Here is a 17,622-nt window from a genome sequence, read left to right on the forward strand (position 1 = left end):
CGGACAAATAACTATAATAAGACAATCTTCTTTATTCGCATGGACACTATATGGAAAAAATACTTGTTGTTGATGATGAAATATTCATCCGGGAAAACCTCGAACGCACTCTCACCCTCAAAGGCTACGACGTAGCCGTCGCTCAGAACCGTCACGAATCAATCCACATGCTTACCGAAGGGGATATCGACCTTGTACTGCTGGATCTTAATCTGGGCAGGGACAGCGGTATCGATATTCTGCGGGAGATGAAAGAGGTCGATCCTGAGATTCTCGTCATAATAATAACAGGTTACGGAACAGTGGAAAGTGCCGTGGAAGCCCTTAAGATGGGGGCATACGACTACATAAAGAAGCCTTTCAAGGCGGATGCCCTGCACCTGATAGTCAGGCTCGCCCTTGAAACCAGAAGCCTTAAGCGTGAGCTTAAATCCTTTAAAAGGGACGGCTCTGTATTGCCGGAGGTGGTTGGGGTCAGCCCCGCCATGACCGACGTTTTCAGAAAGATCAGAGAAGTGGCCAAGCACGAGACCGCCACTGTGCTTATCACAGGGGAGAGCGGAACCGGAAAAGAGGTTGTCTCCAGAGCCATCCACAACCTGTCCCCCAGAAAAGACAAGCCCTTTGTGGACATAAACTGCGGCTCACTGCCTTATAACCTTCTCGAATCAGAGCTTTTTGGCCATGAGAAAGGAGCGTTCACCGATGCCAAAACCAGAAAGATAGGTCTTCTGGAAGAGGCGGCGGGCGGAACGGTTTTTCTGGACGAGATAGGCGAGATGGATATGAACCTTCAGGTCAAGTTTCTGAGGGTGCTTGAAGAACGTAAGATACGCAGGCTGGGAAGTACCAGAAACATCGATATTGATGTGCGGATCATTGCCGCAACAAACAAGGACCTTATGGAGGCCATCAACAAGAAGGAATTCCGTGAGGATCTGTTTTACAGGCTGAACGTTTTCCCAATGGCTCTGCCCCCTTTGAGGGAGCGCACGGAGGATATCGCCCCTCTGCTTGATCACTTTATAAAAAGGTACAGCGGAGAGTTTAAAAAGGACATCAGAGAGGTCTCGAAAGAGGCTCTGGAGCTTTTCAAGGCATATTCATGGCCGGGCAACATACGGGAGATGAAGAACATTGTCGAACGTATCTGTATTATGTATGAAAAAGAGATAATAACGCCTGATATGCTTCCCAGAGAGATAGCGGGTGAGAAACCGAGGCCGGGCGGGCATATAAACATGCATATTCCGGCTGACGGTGTCGATTTTGAGACTATGATAGAGAACATCGAAAAACAGCTTCTTTCGGAAGCCCTTGTCATGACAGGCGCAAACGTTCTGCGCACTTCAAAACTTCTCAATATTCCCAGAGGGACACTCAGGTATAAGCTGGAAAAATACGGTCTGGTGTAGGATTTGGCAAAAAATGAGACCCTTCGGCTGACGTCTCAGGGTGACGGTTGGGTGTGTGATGTTATTTCGTCTCTGCGAACGTAGTGAAGCAGCCTTCCACACTCATACAGCCCGCCGCTTTGGTATATACCTTCCAGACACTGCTGGATGTCTTCACGAACCCCGCAGGGGCAAAGTATATAAGCGACATCAGGACATAAAAAAGCCCTGCCGGTATTGGAGACCTCAGCAGGGCGAAAAGCGGTTGATACCGCCTATGCATCTATTGATTTGTGGCTATTTGCTTACTTAAAACTTTTTGTCCTGTCAGCGGGCATAACGCCCGCCGAATACAAGACACTCCCCCTCGGCTTTCGCCGAACCCATGTTTAAATCTGATACCTATTGCGTACGTTTCGTAGTAATATAGAGCAATGCCCGTGCCAAAATCTGACAAATCATTTGTAAAGTATGTAAGTGTCTGCGAATAAATGCTTTATAAAAAAATCAAACGATAATTTCTGTTGGTTTGATATTTTTATATGTGGCTAAAATCCGCCAATGGGCTGAATGGGGTGTGAAAAGTGGCCAATTTTCACCATCAAGCATTCCTGAAACAGAATATATCATTGTTGCTATTAATTTTTCTGTGTAATTCAGGGTGTATTTAATGAAGCGTCCGTTAATTACTCTTCCGTTGATTTATCATGTTCGGGTATTTGTTCTTAAATCTATTGTGAAGAAACCGGAAATAGTATAAAATTAAACCATAAACCAATTCCTATTCAGACACGGCTTTTAACATTTAACCCCGCTGTTAAAGCGGACAGACAGCCCGGAGTAAGCAGAATGATTATTCCTGAAGTCAAAAGTGTTCGGACAAAACTGTTTATCTTTGTCATGCTCACCATCCTTCTGATGTGTGCCGTCTTTGCCGTCACTCTGTATACGATGACCCTGTCGAACATAAAAGAGCGTGCCGCCGCTGCTTTCCGTACATCTTTCGCTCTGCTCAACGAAAATATCAAGAGTCTTCAGGTTGATCTGCTTAAATATACCGATATTCTCTCTCAGTCGGTCTATCTGCGTGATATGGAGTTTGGCACTGAGGCAGGACTCAGAGAGGGAGCCGGACGGATGGCAGAGCTTGCCAATCTGGGCAATATCGGCGCACTGGCTGTTTTTGATGAGGTCGGAAACCCTATTGTGTTTGCATTCCGGAAGAACGGCGACTATTTCAGCGGATATATGCTGAACGGAAGGCTTTCGGTTATTAAAGACGGTGCGGCTGTTGAATCCGGAGATGAGACACGGTTCATCCGGACGTTTCTCGGCAAGTCGAAAAATCTCAGGCCGGGGTATAATTTCAGCGATCTTTCCGGTGTTCTGGCTGCCCAATACACGGGCAAGACAGTTAAAGACGGAAAAAACTTTTCAATAACAGCTTCCGATTTTCTGGACAGCACTTTCGTCAGAAAAATATCCTCTTCCACAGGAATGGATTTCACCTATTATATAAACGGAAAAACAGCTTTCAGCGGAAACTTTAAACCGGAAGCCCCCTTGACAACGCCCTTTCCGTCAGGTGCCGAGACTGCGGAGAAAATCGTTAAATATGAAGGGATGAACGTCTATTTTCAGAAATGGGTGATAGACGGCGACACCTCGGTGGATTTCGGTTTCGCCGCACAAGACTACGCACTCAGGGACATCCGCAGGAATATTCTGGTGGGCTTCATAATGATCTGGTGCTTCGTCGTTGTTCTGGTGGTTCCTGTGAGCCTTTTCCTGCTTAATCTGGCTGTAACAAAGCCTCTGAGAGAGCTTCAGGCGGCTGTGAGAAAAGCCGAGTCTCTCGATTATGACCAGTTTCTCCCCATTAAGCGCAGCGACGAGATAGGTGATCTTGTTTCCGCCTATAACGAACTTATAAAGAGGATAAAAGAGCGTGAGGCCGAACTGCAGGATATGAACGGAAGGCTCAAGGGGATGGTTGAGCTGGAGACAGGACTCAGGCAGAAGAACGAACAGCTCCTTTTCGAACAGCAGAAGTTTGTGGATATGGGACGTATGGTTAACGCCATCGCCCACCAGTGGCGTCAGCCGCTGAATATCATCGGCCTTGCGGTTCAGAGCTTTGTTATAAACTACAGGGAGAAGCGGATAGACATGGCCGAGGCCGACGACTTTGAAGAGAAGGTCATGGCAATGCTTCAGCATATGTCCGCCACCATAGACGATTTCCGCAATTTCTTCCGATCCGACAAGACAGAGAAGCAGTTTTCTGTAATAACGGGTATGGTTGAGGTTATAAGGCTCATAAACGCCCAGCTGAAATACAACGGAGTAACCCTTAACTATACATGCAGAAGCGGTTCCGAAATTTTTGTTTTTGAAGAGGGCATGCAGGAGAACCCCGGAAAGATGGCTGAAACCGCCATAGTCAGCGGTTTTCCGGGTGAGTTTAAACAGGCGGTAATGAATATTGTCCAGAACTCAAGGGATGCCGTTTCAAAAAAACTGAGCGGCGGGGCTGTCAGAGAGGGTATAATAGACATTGTTCTTGAGGTTGGGGAGTCTGACGTGACTTTCACAATATCCGATAACGGCGGCGGAATAGATCCGGATGTCATCGACCGGATTTTCGATCCTTATTTCACAACAAAACAGAACGAAAGCGGAACCGGCATCGGTCTGTATATGACAAAAACAATTATAGAAGGGCATATGAAGGGCAGAATTTCAGCTTCAAACACAAATAACGGAGCGGTATTCACTGTTGTTCTGCCGAAGTTCACTTCCTGAACGAGGGAATTTTATGCGCAAGCTGATTTTTATTTTTCTTATTCTATCACTGGCCATGACTGCGCTTGCAGACAGGGAAAGGGTTTTTACCGTCGGGGTCAGGGCTTTTAACGGAGTGCAGGAATCCTACAGATCGTGGTCGCCGACACTTCTTTATCTGGAACAGAACCAGAACAAATATTCCTTTTATCTTATGCCTGTTTTCGGGTTTGAGCAGATGCGCAAACTGCTGGAGACCGGACAGATAGATTTTGTGATAACCCAGCCCGCAGAGGCCGTCATTCTGCATGAAAAATACGGTTCAAGGATCATTCTGACACTTCTTCGGGAATACAGCGGCAGAACCGTGTCATATTTTTCGTCAGCCATGTTCACCAGAGCGGAGAGGGACGATATTAAAGATTTCGACGACATGAAAGGGAAAACTCTGGCCGCTATAGATCCTGAAGGGTTCGGAGCCTACTGGATGATCCTGAAAGAACTCAGGGATGCCGGACTGAAAGAGGGAAAGGATTTTAATATGGTTTTCACAGGCACTCAGGACAAGGTTGTTGAGAGTGTTTTGGAGGGAAGGGCAGATGCCGGAACTGTACGTTCGGGTATTTTGGAAAAGATGGCGAAAAACGGCCATATAGATTTAAAGAATATAAAAGTCATAAACAGCGTAACAGACGGCCTCCCGCTTCTGCACAGCACAAAGCTTTATCCTGAATGGGCATTTTCCGCCGGAAAAGATGTCAGCGAAGAGACTGTGAACGAGGTTCAGAACATACTGACAAACATCCCGCAGGATGCTCAGGTGCTTAAAGAAAGCGGATATGCCGGATGGATACTCCCTGTGAGCTACATCAGCGTTTATGATATTATGAAAGACCTCAAAAAAGGCCTTTATGAGGAACAGCCTATGCTCGGCTTCTCCGACTGGCCTTTCTATATGAAAATTCTTGTGCCCATACTTATAATCTGGGTGATCATACTGGGTTATGTCGGTTTTTCAATATATAGAAAATGATTCATATTGATTTCCTGAGATGAAGGGATTATTCTTTCAGCGGGGGAGATCATGAGAAAGTTTATCATCATAACAGCCGTGCTTCTGCTTCCGTTCGGTCTTTTTGCCGGACAGCTGAAAACAGCGGAAACGGCGGATATCATTAAAGCGGCTAAATCGTTCAAAGGAAAGACCGTTGTCGTGTTCTGGGCGCCCTGGTGTCCCCACTGCATGCGTGAGCTGAGAATGCTCAGGAACAGTCCGGATTTTATCAGAAAGAACAATATTCAGGTAATAGGCATAACCAAACAGAACGATGAGAAGAACGCAGAATCCGCTATCAAAGAAGAAAGATTCCCTTTCAGGTTCTACACCGGGTCTCAGGCTCTGCACAAAGATATGATGAAGATAGATGCCGTACCGTTCACCAGAGTGTACAACAGTAAGGGCGAGGTTCTGGACGAGGAATACGGATCTCAGACCCTTGAAGATATTGAGTTAATGGTCAACTGAGCCTTATATAAATGCATTTAAGGTATGCGCCCTCCGCAAAGCCCACAGGATGATCCGGAGCGTTGAGGGTGCGGTCAATTTCGGTGAATTTCCTGCCTGATTTTCTTACAGTTTTCAATACTGCGTCGAAAAAATCCTCCGCACTTACCCTTGCCGAGCAGGAAGCGGATATGAGTATTCCGTCTTTATCCGTGAGGTTTACACCAAGTCTGGTGAGCTTTTCGTAAGCCGCGAGGGCGTTGGGTATGTCCGCCTGCTTGCGTGCGAACGAGGGGGGATCGACGATCACCATCCCGAATTTCCTGCCCCTGTCAGCCATATGCTTCATGGCTTCGAATGCGTCGGCACAGATGGTCTCGTGCTTTGCTGCAAGCTGAGGATTGAGGGCAAAGTTGCGCTTTGCGGCCTCCAGAGCCTGCGGGGCTATGTCCAGACTGATCACTGACCTTGCGCCGCCCTGAGCCGCATATAATGAGAACCCGCCGTTGTATGCGAATATATTTAAAACGTCACGTCCTTTTGCGAGTTTTCCTGCCTTTGCTCTGTTCTCCCTCTGATCCAGAAAAAATCCGGTCTTCTGACCGTTGACCGGATCAGCCTCGAAAAGTAACCCGTTCTCCGAGAACACAACCGCACCTTTAACAGGTCTGCCTCTGAGGATGGCTCCGTCAGAATATTTTCCGGTGGGTTCAATTGTGCGGGAGAGCCTGAGGACGATGGTTTCCGGCTTAACAAGTGCTGAGAAAATGTCGCATATCAGCTCGATGTGGGGCATCCACCCTGCGGTATCGATCTTTATGACCAGAACGTTGCGGTAGATGTCCGCCACAAGGCCGGGGATATTATCGTTTTCGCCGTGGAGCAGGCGGAAACCGTCAGTATCGGGATCATCGAAAAGTTTCTGCCGTTTTTCCAGTGCAGAGGTTATGGCGGATGTCAGCCACTCGCTGTCGATGGTGGTTTTAGGCTTTGTGGAGAGAATGCGTATCCTGATAGGGGATGTCGGGTCGAAGAGCCCCAGAGCCACAAACTCCCTCTTGGAGCTGAATATGGCCGCTATGTCGCCTGCATCGGCTTCACGGCTGGTTTTTACCACCGCTTCGGCATACACCCATGGGTGTCCTTTCTTAATACTCTTTTCTGCGGCGGGTGTCACCTGAACTGATACTGCGGGGGCTATTGGCGGCATGTGATCTCCTTTGATGTGGGAATATACAGTAAATGAGCGGAAAAGACAAAGAAAATGAGGGGACGAGACTGCGTGACACATAGTTGTCATTCTGAGCGAAGCGAAGAATATGACTATTCGTGGAAGACTGCTTCACTTCCGTTTCACTTCCGTTCGCAGAGACGGTAAATATTCGTCATCGCGAACCCTTTATGGGCGAAGCGATCTTCCATGTTAAGTAATGCTTAAGGGCTCAGTTTTGCTGAGGTGATGAGACTGCCACAGCCCTGCGGGCTTCGCAGTGACGGGAAAAAAGGATTCCATTTTCTGTTTAGATGCGAGTTATGCAAGGAAGGTTGAGTGAAGCGAGCTGAGCATACATAGTGAGTATGTGATGCGAGCGAACGAAAGCTGACGCAGCAGAACGAAGAATATAAACGGAAGGAATTAAAAAAGCGGCAGGGGGGGTTATCCTGCCGCTTAGAGAAGAGGTATGGGAAATTATGCCGCTATAACGGGCGACAAATATATGTCCATACTTTTAAGTTCTTCGATAATGAGGGCTTCGATCTCGTCCAGCCTTTTCTCAACCTCGGGGCTGAGTTCCACCGAGCTTTCGAGGCTTCCGGGGATAACACCGTAAAATGTTATCGTTTCGGGTGCGTTTCCTCTCATTTCGCTGAGGGTCAGCACTTCCTGCAGACCGATCTGATGGGGGGACATCTTAGCAGGAATACGCTCCAGCATGATATCCTCTTTCTTATAAACTCTCAGTTCGCCTGCTTCTCCGGTCGCATCAAGGCTGTCCACGATAATCACGTGAGCGGTCTCCTCAAGTTTGTGGGTAGCAAGGATTCCCATAGTGCCGCCGTCGTAAAACTCGACGTCATCTGAGGGAAGATATTTCTCATTCATCCGTCTGACGAGATGAACTCCGAGTCCCTCGTCACTTAAGAGCAGATTTCCTGCTCCGAAGACCACCACCTGCATATTATCTCACCTTCACGTTTACAAGCTCTTTGCCCTCGGGGTCGATTGAGTGTACAGCACAAGCTATACAGGGGTCAAAAGAGTGCACTGTTCTGATAACTTCCAGAGGCTTGTGAGCGTCTGCAACGGGGTTGCCCTGAATACTTGCTTCATAGGGTCCTGCTGCGCCGTTTTCGTCTCTGGGGCCGGCGTTCCATGTTGAGGGAACAACAGCCTGATAGTTTTTAAGTTTTCTGTCTTCCACAACCATCCAGTGTGACAGTGTACCTCTGGGTGCTTCGTGGAAACCAACGCCCTGATATTCGCCTTTAGGCATTTCAACATGGTTAGCGTATACTGTATCGCCTTTTGAATAGTTGTCAATAAGCATATCAAGGTATTTAAGGGATTTGTCAGCCATGATAACAGAGCGGATAGCACGTGTTACGTGGCGTCCCATAGTAGACTGAAGAGCGTTTACGCTGATGCCAAGTTTGCTGCAAACCGAGTCAACGATAGCTACCACTTCTTTGTCGCCTGCTGCATAGGAAGCGAGGATCTGAGCTATCGGGCCTACCTGAACAGGTCTGCCGTCCAGACGGGGAGCCTTGCACCATGTGTATCTGCCTTCGGGTTCGAAGTCAGTGTATTCGGGCTCAGTAACGCCTTCATAGGGATGTTTGGGAGTGTCTTTTTTGTACCATGCGTGAGCTGTTGACTCAGTGATGCCGTTGATGAGTGCTTCGTCTGAGTGGTTTGTCAGCTTACGGAAGTTTTTAAGGTCGCCGCCGTGGATGATACCGCCGGACATGTCGAACTTAGTCATTTTAGAATCAAGGGGGAACTCAGGAACAGCGAGGTAGTTGTCTACGCCGCGTCCGTAAGTGAACCAGTCTTTGTACATGGAACCGATGGCAACAACGTCGTTGAAGAGGACTTTTTTAACGAAGTCTCTTGTTTCGGTCATGAGGCTTCTGAGCAGAGCAACACGCTCCATGTTCAGTGTAGCTTCGTTGTCGAAGTTGATCGCAGTTGCAACGCCGCCCATGCAGAGGTTCTGGATGTGGGGGTTCTTTCCGCCGAGGATAGCAACGGCAGCCGCAGCTTTTTTCTGATAGTCAAGTGCTTTCAGGTAGTGTGCTGTGGCAAGCAGGTTAACTTCGGGCGGAAGTTTCATTGCGGGGTGACCCCAGTATCCTGAGCCGAAGATGCCCAGTCTGCCTGTCTGAACGAAGGCAGCCAGTTTTTCTTTAACGGCTTTGAATTCTGTTTCGCTGTTTCCGGGCCAGTCAGAGATAGACTGAGCAAGCTGTGCAGTCTTTTTGGGATCTGCGGAAAGAGCAGAAACAATGTCTACCCAGTCAAGTGCTGACAGATGGTAGAAGTGAACTATGTGGTCCTGAAGCGAGTGCTGTGCGATAATGATGTTACGCACAAGCTGAGCGTTCAGGGGTACTTCAACGTTGAATGCGTTTTCAACAGAGCGGATTGAGCTGATAGCGTGTACTGTAGTACAAACGCCGCAGAATCTCTGTGCGAAAACCCACGCATCTCTGGGGTCGCGGCCCAGAAGGATTTTTTCGATACCTCTCCACATCTGTGCAGAGGACCATGCCTTAGAAACCTTGCCGCCTGCAACTTCGAAATCGATGCGGAGGTGTCCTTCAATACGGGTGATCGGGTCGATTGTGATTCTATTGGACATCTTCGTTTTCTCCTAAAATATTAATGCGCTTTTGCTGCGTCCGAACCATGCTCGCCGTGAACTTTGGGCATGATCGGGAACAGTTTGATAAGCACCATGTATCCCAAGATCTCGAAAGCTACGAGACCGACTGTGATAAAGAATTCCGGCAGTGAAGGGAAATAGCTCCAGTTGCCGTGGGGCTTAAAGCCGATGATATACACGTTGAAACGATACCAGCCGCCGCCTATCATGAGGAGCATCGCAGCGATGAACACCATTCTGGGTGACTGTCTGTACTGTTTCCACATAAGTATGTATGTACCTGTCAGAATCAGAAGAAGCTCTGCAAGGAACATCCATGAGTAGTAGTCTCCGGCGAAAGCTGCGCTCAGCTGGCCTCTGATGTAGAGGTCGATGAAGCGGACAGACAGCCAGATTCCGGTTACGTAGGGAATGATTCTGGAAAGCTGCTGAACCTCTTTCTCGAAAGGTCTTTTGAATGCCATCGATGAAGCGAAGGATTCAAAGATTACAGTAGCATAACCGATGTAAAGTGCATTGATTATGAACAGCAGGGGGAGTATCTGTGTGTGCCATATGGGGTTCAGCTTCGACTTGGCAATGATAAGCATTGAGCCGAGTGAAGACTGGTGCATAGAGGGCAGGGTGATACCCAGAATAACTATGAAAATCAGAACCTTGTCAAGTTTAGGATAGATGATCATAGCGTAGTGTTTCAGCTTGGGGAACTTGTTCTCCTTCATGTGGATGAAGCGCTCAAGTATCGCAGGCATAACTTCGATGATAAGAACCACGTTGTACGCCATGATACAAACGGCAACTTCAAACATTACCGAGTTGGGCTGCCAGCGTGAAGGCATGAAGAAGCTGTATGCGTTCCAGTAACGGCCCACGTCGACCATAACAGACATACCCGCCAGCATATAACCGAACATACTGGTGACCAGTGCGGAACGGATAAGGGGGTGGTATTTCATTCTGTTCATGATGTAGATGACAAGTGCCATCGCATAACCGCCGCATGCGAATGCCGTTGATGTTGCAACGTCATAAGCGATCCAGATACCCCAGGGGTAGCCGTCGGACAGGTTGGAAACAGCGCCGATACCCATTACAAATCTGTATGCAATGAGCATAAAGCCGAGAAGCGTGAAGAAAAGGAGCACATAGAAGGCGGGAGTAAGTATCTTCGCCTTATGTACCTGATAGTCGTTGTGATTTCCGGCCATTAGTGTTTGCCCTCCTTCTTCTCTTCTTTCTCTTTTTCCAGCTCGTGCTGAATTTCAACTTCCAGCTCGTGCTCAACCTCGTGCTCATGAGCAACCTGATCAGCAGATTTTCTGTTTTTCAGGGCTATGAAAGCGAGGAAGCCGTAAAGCGCAACGGGGGCTATGAAGCCTTTGTAGACCGTGTGCTGAACGTGTTCGGACATAAGAGCTGCAGATTCGTGGTCCAGTTTGGGGAAGCCGAGGTTTTCAAACGATGTACCTGCAAGGTAGATAACGTTTGTTCCGCCCACTTCGAACTCACCGTAAATAGCTTTCTGATATTTTCCGGGGTTCGCAGCCTGACGGCGTTTCGCTTCTGCAAGAAGGTCTTTGCGTTTGCCGTAGATAACAGCATTCGTGGGGCAGACCTCGCAGCATGCGGGAATGTTCTTCAGCTTCAGGTTGGTAAACTTGCAAAGGTCGCATTTTACTATCTTGGGGAAAGTCTCCGGCCATTCGAACTTGGGAATGTTGAACGGACAGGCAACCTGACAGTATCTGCAGCCGATGCAAATGTTTTTGTCATAAAATACGATACCGGTGCCTTCTTCTTTAACCATTGCACTAACGGGGCAAGCGGAAACGCAGGCCGGTTTGATGCAATGCATGCACTGGTGTTTAACATAAGCGTGGTCGTTAACATCTTCCTCGTTTTTGTAGAGTTTGATGATGTTTCTGGTGCGGTAGTCAAGATCTTCGGGAGCATCCCACAGCCTGTCGCTGTCTCCGGGCATGGGAGCGGCTGCCATGTCGTTGACTGCCTTGCACTTTGATACGCACGCCTTACAGCCGACGCAAAGTGTCGAGTCATAGAACATGCCTACGGCTTCGTCATCGGCTTTGATTTCTTGCTGCGCCTGAACACTCAGGGGAGCAAGCATAAGTGCTCCGCCTGCGGCGGCAGTTTTCAGGAAATCACGCCTTGTCTTCTTCATCATCCCCTCCTTTAGGCAGCTTGTTCGCCATTATCGCACTTGCAGCGATAGCAGCGCCTGCTACCATGCCGATTACACCGGTAGTGACCGGATCAGCACCTTTGCCGCGGGGAGCGGGGTTAGCGTTGGGGTATGTATCGGGCGGAGTAACTTCGTGGATTTGGGGTTTGTCATATATTGACGTGTGGAACATAACGTCGGGCTCTGTACAGCCGATGCAGGGGTGACCCATTGAAACAGGCCATACGCCTACGTCGTTGAATCTCTGAACTGAGCAGTTTGCAAAAGTAACGGGACCTTTACAGCCCAGTTTGTAGAGACAGTAGCCTTCTGAGTGGCCTTTGTCGCCGAACTGTTCTGCAAAACGGCCTGCATCGAAGTGAGGTCTGCGCTCGCAGTGTTCGTGTATTCTTCTGCCGTATGCGAACTCGGGTCTGTTGAGTTTGTCAAGTTTAGGCAGTTTTTTGAAAGTCAGGTAGTAAAGGATGGTCGCCAGCAGGTTGTAGGGGCTGGGAGGACATCCGGGAATGTTGATCACGGGCTTGTCTTTGATAAGGCTTGCGGCCGAAACAGCCTGTGTGGGGTTGGGGTCGGCTGCCTGAACACCGCCGAAAGCAGCGCAGGTTCCGATGCAGATAACCGCTGCAGCGCCTTCTGAAACATCTCTGAGTGAGTCAACGGCTGTTTTGCCTGCAACTTTGCAGTAGATACCGTCTTTTGCCAGAGGAACCGCACCTTCAACCACGAGGATGTATTTGCCCCAGTTGGCTTTCATGCTGTCTTCAAGTGATTTCTCAGCCTGATGGCCGGAACCGACCATAAGTGTTTCCTGATAGTCAAGTGAGATGAGATCAAGGATCAGAGCAGCGGGGTCCGGATGGCCGGAGCGGATGAGAGATTCGGTGCAGCCTGTACATTCCTGGAAGTGAAGCCAGATTACGGGCGGTCTGTTGTCCGCTGTGGCTGCCTCTGCAACCTTTGTGTGCATAGCGTAAGGAAGACCCATCAGAGCGGTCAGACCTGCGGTAAGACGCAGGAAATCACGTCTGTGGAGCCCTGTGCTGAACAGAGTGTTATCAGACATTTTAAACCTCAAAAAGTTAAAATTAGGAAAATCTGAAACGTAAGCAATAATAAGGAAACCAAAAAACTATGCAAATAAAGGGAAGCACGGCTTTAAATGTATGTTGCGCCGTTGATAACTTAATACATACAAAATAAATTAATGCAATAGGCTATTCTTGGTCATTTGTTTTTAAAACACCTATTCAAACAGTTTTCAAAAATTGCAAAAGTGTTCTTTTTGAATCTTCAACATTTGACTGCAATTCATAGCTTTTAAATATGTAATCAGTAAAAGTTATTATTTATTATTGCGTTGTGATTAGAAAATCCTTTGAGTCCGGTTATGGTATTACTAAATTTTATATAGTATGATTTGCATGTGTTCAAAATTACATGTTAAAAAAAATATTGAAAAATCTTGTGTTGAATTAAAATAGAACAATTTTATATGCAAATATGCAGTTGGGATTGACCTTTCCTGTGTAAATAAGCCTCATAATATGCTTATGGTGCATAATTATCGTATACGGTATACAGTATACTCTGATTTTCAGATTAAATTATTAGGTCTTCCATGCCGCCGCCTGTTTTTATAATGCTGTCTGTTTTTTCTGCGTAACAAAGTAATGTTGAATGCTGAAAGTCCCTCTGGGAGCGGCTGTCAGGATTGAAGTGCCTCTGATGAAGATATTTCCGAAATTGGTTTTCAGGTGTGTTTTTCAGTTTGTTTGTCTGCGGAAATATCCTCACGACGAATGCTTTATGTTTAAGAATTACCATATCTGATTTTTTAGCAGTTTTTTACCTGTTTATGAGCCGCTCATGGAGGATGATCGTATTTCTAAGTGACTGATTTTGAATATAAATTTGTCAGGTTAGATAAATTGCCCCATTTTCTTTTAACTGAGCCTTATTTTGAGCTTACAGAGTTACTTTGTCAGGTGGTTGAGCCATGCCTGAGAGAGTCCTTGCTGTCTGAGAAAAAGCCTGTAGCCGTAAGCAGTTTTGTTCAGTATGCCATATCTGGCCGGGAAGTATACCGCAGTGCCTTCGAGGGATGACCCTTTTGAGAAATACTCAATGAATGTGTCCTGATAGTTAACATTTATCTGCCTGAGAACTGCTGTGAGATCACCGTTTATTCCGAACAGGGTAACGGGGTTTTCGGGCAGTCTGTTATGCATTCTGACAGTGAGTTTTCTTAAACTGTCATAAAATAGACCTGCTGTTCTGTTAAGCTCCTCGCCGGTCTTGGTAATGAAAACGGTGAGGGGTTGTGTAGTGTCCTTATAGGAGACTCTGTAGCCTTTCAGATAAGCCCTTGCGGCATATTTTGGCGAAACTTTATGATGTTTTTGAAAATAGTTTATGAACACAGTAAAATCGTTTCCCGCAGCTGGAAGAGTGGTGGATGCGGATACTATGTAGTCGGCGGTTCCGTTTAGAACGAGCAATGATTCCAGACTGCCAAGATAGCACATATCAAGCCCCAGCACATCAGGCTCAATGCCTTTCAGTGCCTGCTGAATATGAAGAGCGTTCAGAGAGCCGGATCTGCTCATGTAGGGAGGCATCCCGTGAGCTGTTATTGAGTAGAAATACCTGTCTGATCTGTAGTTTGCCTTAACATATGAAAAGAATTTTTTAATGGTTTCCGTACTGTAGGTTTCCGTTCCGAGGTCAGGGATATCTATGAATCCCTTGCAGTCGGAAACGTATGTCATGTCTTTAAGGTTTGATTTGTCGGCAGTTGTTTTCTGTCTGTCGTGGAGGAAAACTATATTGACGTTTTTAAGGTCAGGGTCTGCGCATATCTCTTTGACGTTGGCCTGCTGTTCTTTGTAAAAGTGTTCGCCGTCCGCCAGATAGAAAGCCAGAGTCCAGCTTTCGGATGCGAAGGCTGGCAGAAGAGAGACGGAAAGCAGTAACAGAAGTATAGAGAGCCTAATCTGCGTCCCCCTGAATATGGGAGGTTTCGGTTTTGTGTTCATCCAATGCGTTGTGGCCGACGGCTGTCATAAGCATTGCAACACACAGAAGGAATATCTTCAGATATACCAGATTTTTAAAGTTATTAGCCCTCAGTTTTTTAATTCTGAGCGCCAGCCCCGCTATTGCAGTGAAAGCTACGAGGATAAGTCCGCCCAGCAGCAGCAGGGGGCGTTTGTCCGTTGTGAAAAGGTGAGCCATCAGAACGGCCAGAAGCACGGGCGTGAGATAGAAATGGAGCTGGATCAGAAGAGGGCGCCTGACCTTTACAATATCCTTTATTGCGGCAAACTGGAATGCCGCCATTCCCAGAACTACCAGCGCAACTATTATAGTAACGGCGAAGGAACCTGTCAGTTCATGCAGCTCTTTCATATGTCACCTTATATTTCGAACACCTTCACTATGTTTGTTGAACCTCTGACACCAAGGGGTGTTCCGGCGGTGATTATTATTCTGTCGCCGGACTTTGCCAGCCCTTTTGAAACGGCAAATTCTGCCGCATTGGCGAAAAGTTCGTCAAGGTCTGCAAATTTTCCGCAATGACCGGGTGTAACTCCCCAGAACATGTTCAGCTTGCTGTATGTGCTGTCGTTGGGAGTCAGGCCGAGGATGGGGCAGACAGGGCGGAAACGGGACACGGACGCAACCGTGAAGCCGGATTCGGTATAGGCTACGATGGCCTTGGCATCAAGGTCTTTCGCAAGCCAGCTTGCGGAACGTCCCACAGCCCAGGAAACTGACTTGGTGTGCGTTTCTGAGCTTGATATATCGAAGTCGTTGTTTATGTGGCTTTCGGTGGCATTGGCCAGCCTGTTCATAACGTTCACCGCCTCAACGGGATATTCTCCCGATGCGGTCTCTTCGGAGAGCATTATGCCGCATGTGCCGTCGAACATGGCGTTTGCCACGTCCGTACATTCCGCACGGGTGGGCTGGAAGCTGCTCACCATGCTCTTGAGCATCTGGGTGGCGGTTATGGTTATTTTGCCCTCTTTGCGGGCTTTTCTGATTATCTGTTTCTGGATTACCGGAACTTCATAAAGGGGCATTTCCACGCCGAGGTCGCCTCTGGCAACCATTATGCCGTCAACCATGGGGAGTATCTCGTCAAGGTTGTGGACAGCCTGAGGTTTTTCTATTTTTGCAATCAGCAGGGGCTGATGGTCGTGTTTTGATATCAGCGAACGTATTTTAACGAGGTCGGCGGCACTTCGCACAAACGACAGAGCCACTGCATCCACTCCCTTCTCTATGCCGAAGATGAGGTCGGCACGGTCTTTCTCGGTGAAGGCCACTATGCTGAGGTTCGTTGAGGGCATGTTAACGCCCTTTTTGGTGAATGCTCTGCCTCCGACGATTATTCGGCAGATGACTTTGTGCCCGTCGATGCCCTCCACCTTAAGCTCCATTGTTCCGTCAGCCAGAAGAACCCTGTCGCCGATGTTCAGGTCTTCGGCCAGATTGGGATACTGAACGGGCAGTGCGCCGTCCTGTGCAAACTCTTCGGAAGCGAGCACACAGGTTTCGTCCGCCTTAAGAAGCACTCCCTCCTCTGGAAGTATTCCGAGGCGTATCTTGGGGCCGCAGAGATCCTGAAGGATGGTTACTGCCGCACCTTTTTTGGCGGAAAGCTCTCTGATGGTGTTTATCATCTCTCCGTGGGATTCGTGGGTTCCGTGTGAAAAATTCAGGCGGGCGACGTTCATTCCCGCATCTATGAGTTTTGAAAGGGTCTCCCTGTCACAGGAAGAGGGACCTATGGTTGCCACAATTTTGGTTCGTCTCACAATACGTTCCTCCAATCATTATACTAATAGCATAACGGAAGCGGCGGAATTTACAATCTTATTTATGCGAACATACGGGACACTGCGGATTACGGTTCAGCTTCGGCATCACCGTACGCATTTTCATGAAATCGATGAACATCATACGGCCGTTCAACGGTTCGCCGTGGCCTGTTATTATTTTGATTATCTCAACCGCCGCCAGACATCCTATGGTTCCGGAAACTGCGCCGAGCACTCCGAAGCCCAGCTCTTTCCAGTCCTTGTCGTCGGCGGGCATGTTGCAGGCGAGGCATGGGGTCTCATGGGGCATGACAGTGAAAAGGTATCCGTTCATGTCGTCCATTGCCGCCTCAATCATGGGTATACCTTTGTCAACACAGGCTTTGTTCAGCGAGAGACGTTCGGGGAAGTTGGGGCGGGCGGACATTGCTATGTCGCAGTGCTTTATCAGCTCAGGAGTGTTTTCGTCGTTCAGGCGGACGTTGTGCATCTCCAGTTTCAGATCGGGGTTTATCTTCATCAGGTTTTCATAGGCGATGTCGACCCTTGGCTCGCCCACACGGTTTATGTCCATGAGCAGCTGACGGTTCATGTTGGTTTCGGTGAGGTTTCCGTAGTGTGAGATTACCAGCCGGCCTATGCCAGCAGAGGCGAGATACGCCGCCGTTGCGCCGCCAAGCCCGCCGATTCCGCCCACGAAAACTGAGGCGTTTTTCAGCTTCTCCTGCTTCTCCGGCGTGAAATCCTTCATCATCATCTGGCGTCTGTAGCGTTCGTTGTAGTCGTGCATGTCATCTCCTCCCGATTGGGCTAAGTGTATTATCATGCAGTCTTTATGGCAAGCGGGAATAACGGGGGAGGATTGTATTTTGCTATCACTCCGGCATGGTGAATGGTTTTGGCTTACTCTGCCTGAGCGGCAGTGAACTTTGAAAGCGGTCTGGTGATTTCATGAAGTTTTTTCTAAGCTGCCTATACGGCAGTGAACTGGAACCATTTTATTATAACATATTCTCAACGAAGA

14 protein-coding genes are annotated in these 17,622 nt (G+C 48.1%); 4 read left to right on the top strand and 10 right to left on the bottom strand.

Going from position 1 to position 17,622, the window contains the following annotated elements; genetic code table 11:
* Nucleotides 1-50 precede the first annotated feature (50 nt).
* The 4 genes from C8D98_RS06345 (at nt 51) to C8D98_RS06360 (ending at nt 5,703) form a co-directional block, all read left to right on the top strand.
* Nucleotides 51-1,415 (top strand): sigma-54-dependent transcriptional regulator, encoded by a 1,365-nt coding sequence (locus C8D98_RS06345; protein ID WP_132873108.1) that lies wholly within the window; start codon nt 51-53, stop codon nt 1,413-1,415.
* Between the two features lie 828 nt (nt 1,416-2,243).
* The gene (locus C8D98_RS06350) at nt 2,244-4,199 is read left to right on the top strand and encodes a sensor histidine kinase (protein ID WP_132873109.1); all 1,956 of its coding nucleotides are present in this window, start codon (nt 2,244-2,246) and stop codon (nt 4,197-4,199) included.
* A 13-nt stretch (nt 4,200-4,212) separates the two neighbouring features.
* The gene (locus tag C8D98_RS06355; RefSeq protein WP_132873110.1) at nt 4,213-5,211 is read left to right on the top strand and encodes a phosphate/phosphite/phosphonate ABC transporter substrate-binding protein; all 999 of its coding nucleotides are present in this window, start codon (nt 4,213-4,215) and stop codon (nt 5,209-5,211) included.
* Nucleotides 5,212-5,262: 51 nt separating this feature from the next.
* Complete coding sequence (locus tag C8D98_RS06360; RefSeq protein ID WP_132873112.1) at nt 5,263-5,703, top strand: TlpA family protein disulfide reductase; 441 nt, start codon at nt 5,263-5,265, stop codon at nt 5,701-5,703.
* On the opposite strand, the gene C8D98_RS06365 is transcribed toward C8D98_RS06360, so the two are convergent.
* The 10 genes from C8D98_RS06365 to C8D98_RS06415 all read right to left on the bottom strand — a co-directional run bounded on the left by C8D98_RS06365 (nt 5,696) and on the right by C8D98_RS06415 (nt 17,388).
* The gene (locus C8D98_RS06365) at nt 5,696-6,892 is read right to left on the bottom strand and encodes a class I SAM-dependent methyltransferase (protein WP_165871217.1); all 1,197 of its coding nucleotides are present in this window, start codon (nt 6,890-6,892) and stop codon (nt 5,696-5,698) included. The two genes, C8D98_RS06360 and C8D98_RS06365, sit on opposite strands and share 8 nt — an antisense overlap.
* 480 nt (nt 6,893-7,372) lie before the next feature.
* On the bottom strand, nt 7,373-7,861 hold the full coding sequence (locus C8D98_RS06370; RefSeq protein ID WP_132873114.1) for a HyaD/HybD family hydrogenase maturation endopeptidase: 489 nt from the start codon (nt 7,859-7,861) through the stop codon (nt 7,373-7,375).
* A 1-nt stretch (nt 7,862) separates the two neighbouring features.
* Nucleotides 7,863-9,545, bottom strand: coding sequence for a nickel-dependent hydrogenase large subunit (locus tag C8D98_RS06375; RefSeq protein WP_132873115.1), 1,683 nt, complete (start codon nt 9,543-9,545; stop codon nt 7,863-7,865).
* Between the two features lie 20 nt (nt 9,546-9,565).
* Nucleotides 9,566-10,777 carry a Ni/Fe-hydrogenase cytochrome b subunit gene (gene hybB / locus C8D98_RS06380; protein WP_132873117.1) on the bottom strand — a complete coding sequence of 404 codons (1,212 nt, stop codon included), beginning with the start codon at nt 10,775-10,777 and terminating at the stop codon, nt 9,566-9,568.
* Complete coding sequence (gene hybA, locus C8D98_RS06385; protein WP_165871218.1) at nt 10,777-11,754, bottom strand: hydrogenase 2 operon protein HybA; 978 nt, start codon at nt 11,752-11,754, stop codon at nt 10,777-10,779. Before hybA ends, hybB begins: the two co-directional genes overlap by 1 nt.
* Complete coding sequence (locus C8D98_RS06390) at nt 11,732-12,835, bottom strand: hydrogenase small subunit (RefSeq protein ID WP_132873119.1); 1,104 nt, start codon at nt 12,833-12,835, stop codon at nt 11,732-11,734. The genes hybA and C8D98_RS06390 overlap by 23 nt, the downstream gene beginning before the upstream one ends.
* A 910-nt stretch (nt 12,836-13,745) precedes the next feature.
* Nucleotides 13,746-14,807, bottom strand: a complete 1,062-nt coding sequence (locus C8D98_RS06400) for a clostripain-related cysteine peptidase (RefSeq protein WP_132873122.1) — start codon at nt 14,805-14,807, stop codon at nt 13,746-13,748.
* The gene (locus C8D98_RS06405; RefSeq protein WP_132873124.1) at nt 14,761-15,180 is read right to left on the bottom strand and encodes a hypothetical protein; all 420 of its coding nucleotides are present in this window, start codon (nt 15,178-15,180) and stop codon (nt 14,761-14,763) included. The genes C8D98_RS06400 and C8D98_RS06405 overlap by 47 nt, the downstream gene beginning before the upstream one ends.
* An 8-nt stretch (nt 15,181-15,188) precedes the next feature.
* The gene (gene pyk, locus C8D98_RS06410; RefSeq protein WP_132873125.1) at nt 15,189-16,595 is read right to left on the bottom strand and encodes a pyruvate kinase; all 1,407 of its coding nucleotides are present in this window, start codon (nt 16,593-16,595) and stop codon (nt 15,189-15,191) included.
* A 58-nt stretch (nt 16,596-16,653) separates the two neighbouring features.
* A complete protein-coding gene (locus C8D98_RS06415) occupies nt 16,654-17,388 on the bottom strand; it encodes a HesA/MoeB/ThiF family protein (RefSeq protein ID WP_165871219.1) in 735 nt (244 codons plus the stop codon).
* Nucleotides 17,389-17,622 lie beyond the last annotated feature (234 nt).

The sequence above is a fragment of the Seleniivibrio woodruffii genome (assembly GCF_004339245.1).
Taxonomy (GTDB): Bacteria; Chrysiogenota; Deferribacteres; order Deferribacterales; family Geovibrionaceae; genus Seleniivibrio; species Seleniivibrio woodruffii.

Coding starts and splice junctions, on each gene's coding strand:
- C8D98_RS06390 (WP_132873119.1), bottom strand. CDS start 12,835: ATGTCTGATAACACTCTGTTCAGCACAGGGCTCCACAGACGTGATTTC.
- hybA (WP_165871218.1), bottom strand. CDS start 11,754: ATGATGAAGAAGACAAGGCGTGATTTCCTGAAAACTGCCGCCGCAGGC.
- C8D98_RS06405 (WP_132873124.1), bottom strand. CDS start 15,180: ATGAAAGAGCTGCATGAACTGACAGGTTCCTTCGCCGTTACTATAATA.
- C8D98_RS06375 (WP_132873115.1), bottom strand. CDS start 9,545: ATGTCCAATAGAATCACAATCGACCCGATCACCCGTATTGAAGGACAC.
- C8D98_RS06370 (WP_132873114.1), bottom strand. CDS start 7,861: ATGCAGGTGGTGGTCTTCGGAGCAGGAAATCTGCTCTTAAGTGACGAG.
- hybB (WP_132873117.1), bottom strand. CDS start 10,777: ATGGCCGGAAATCACAACGACTATCAGGTACATAAGGCGAAGATACTT.
- C8D98_RS06360 (WP_132873112.1), top strand. CDS start 5,263: ATGAGAAAGTTTATCATCATAACAGCCGTGCTTCTGCTTCCGTTCGGT.
- C8D98_RS06355 (WP_132873110.1), top strand. CDS start 4,213: ATGCGCAAGCTGATTTTTATTTTTCTTATTCTATCACTGGCCATGACT.
- C8D98_RS06345 (WP_132873108.1), top strand. CDS start 51: ATGGAAAAAATACTTGTTGTTGATGATGAAATATTCATCCGGGAAAAC.
- C8D98_RS06400 (WP_132873122.1), bottom strand. CDS start 14,807: ATGAACACAAAACCGAAACCTCCCATATTCAGGGGGACGCAGATTAGG.
- C8D98_RS06350 (WP_132873109.1), top strand. CDS start 2,244: ATGATTATTCCTGAAGTCAAAAGTGTTCGGACAAAACTGTTTATCTTT.
- C8D98_RS06415 (WP_165871219.1), bottom strand. CDS start 17,388: ATGCACGACTACAACGAACGCTACAGACGCCAGATGATGATGAAGGAT.
- C8D98_RS06365 (WP_165871217.1), bottom strand. CDS start 6,892: ATGCCGCCAATAGCCCCCGCAGTATCAGTTCAGGTGACACCCGCCGCA.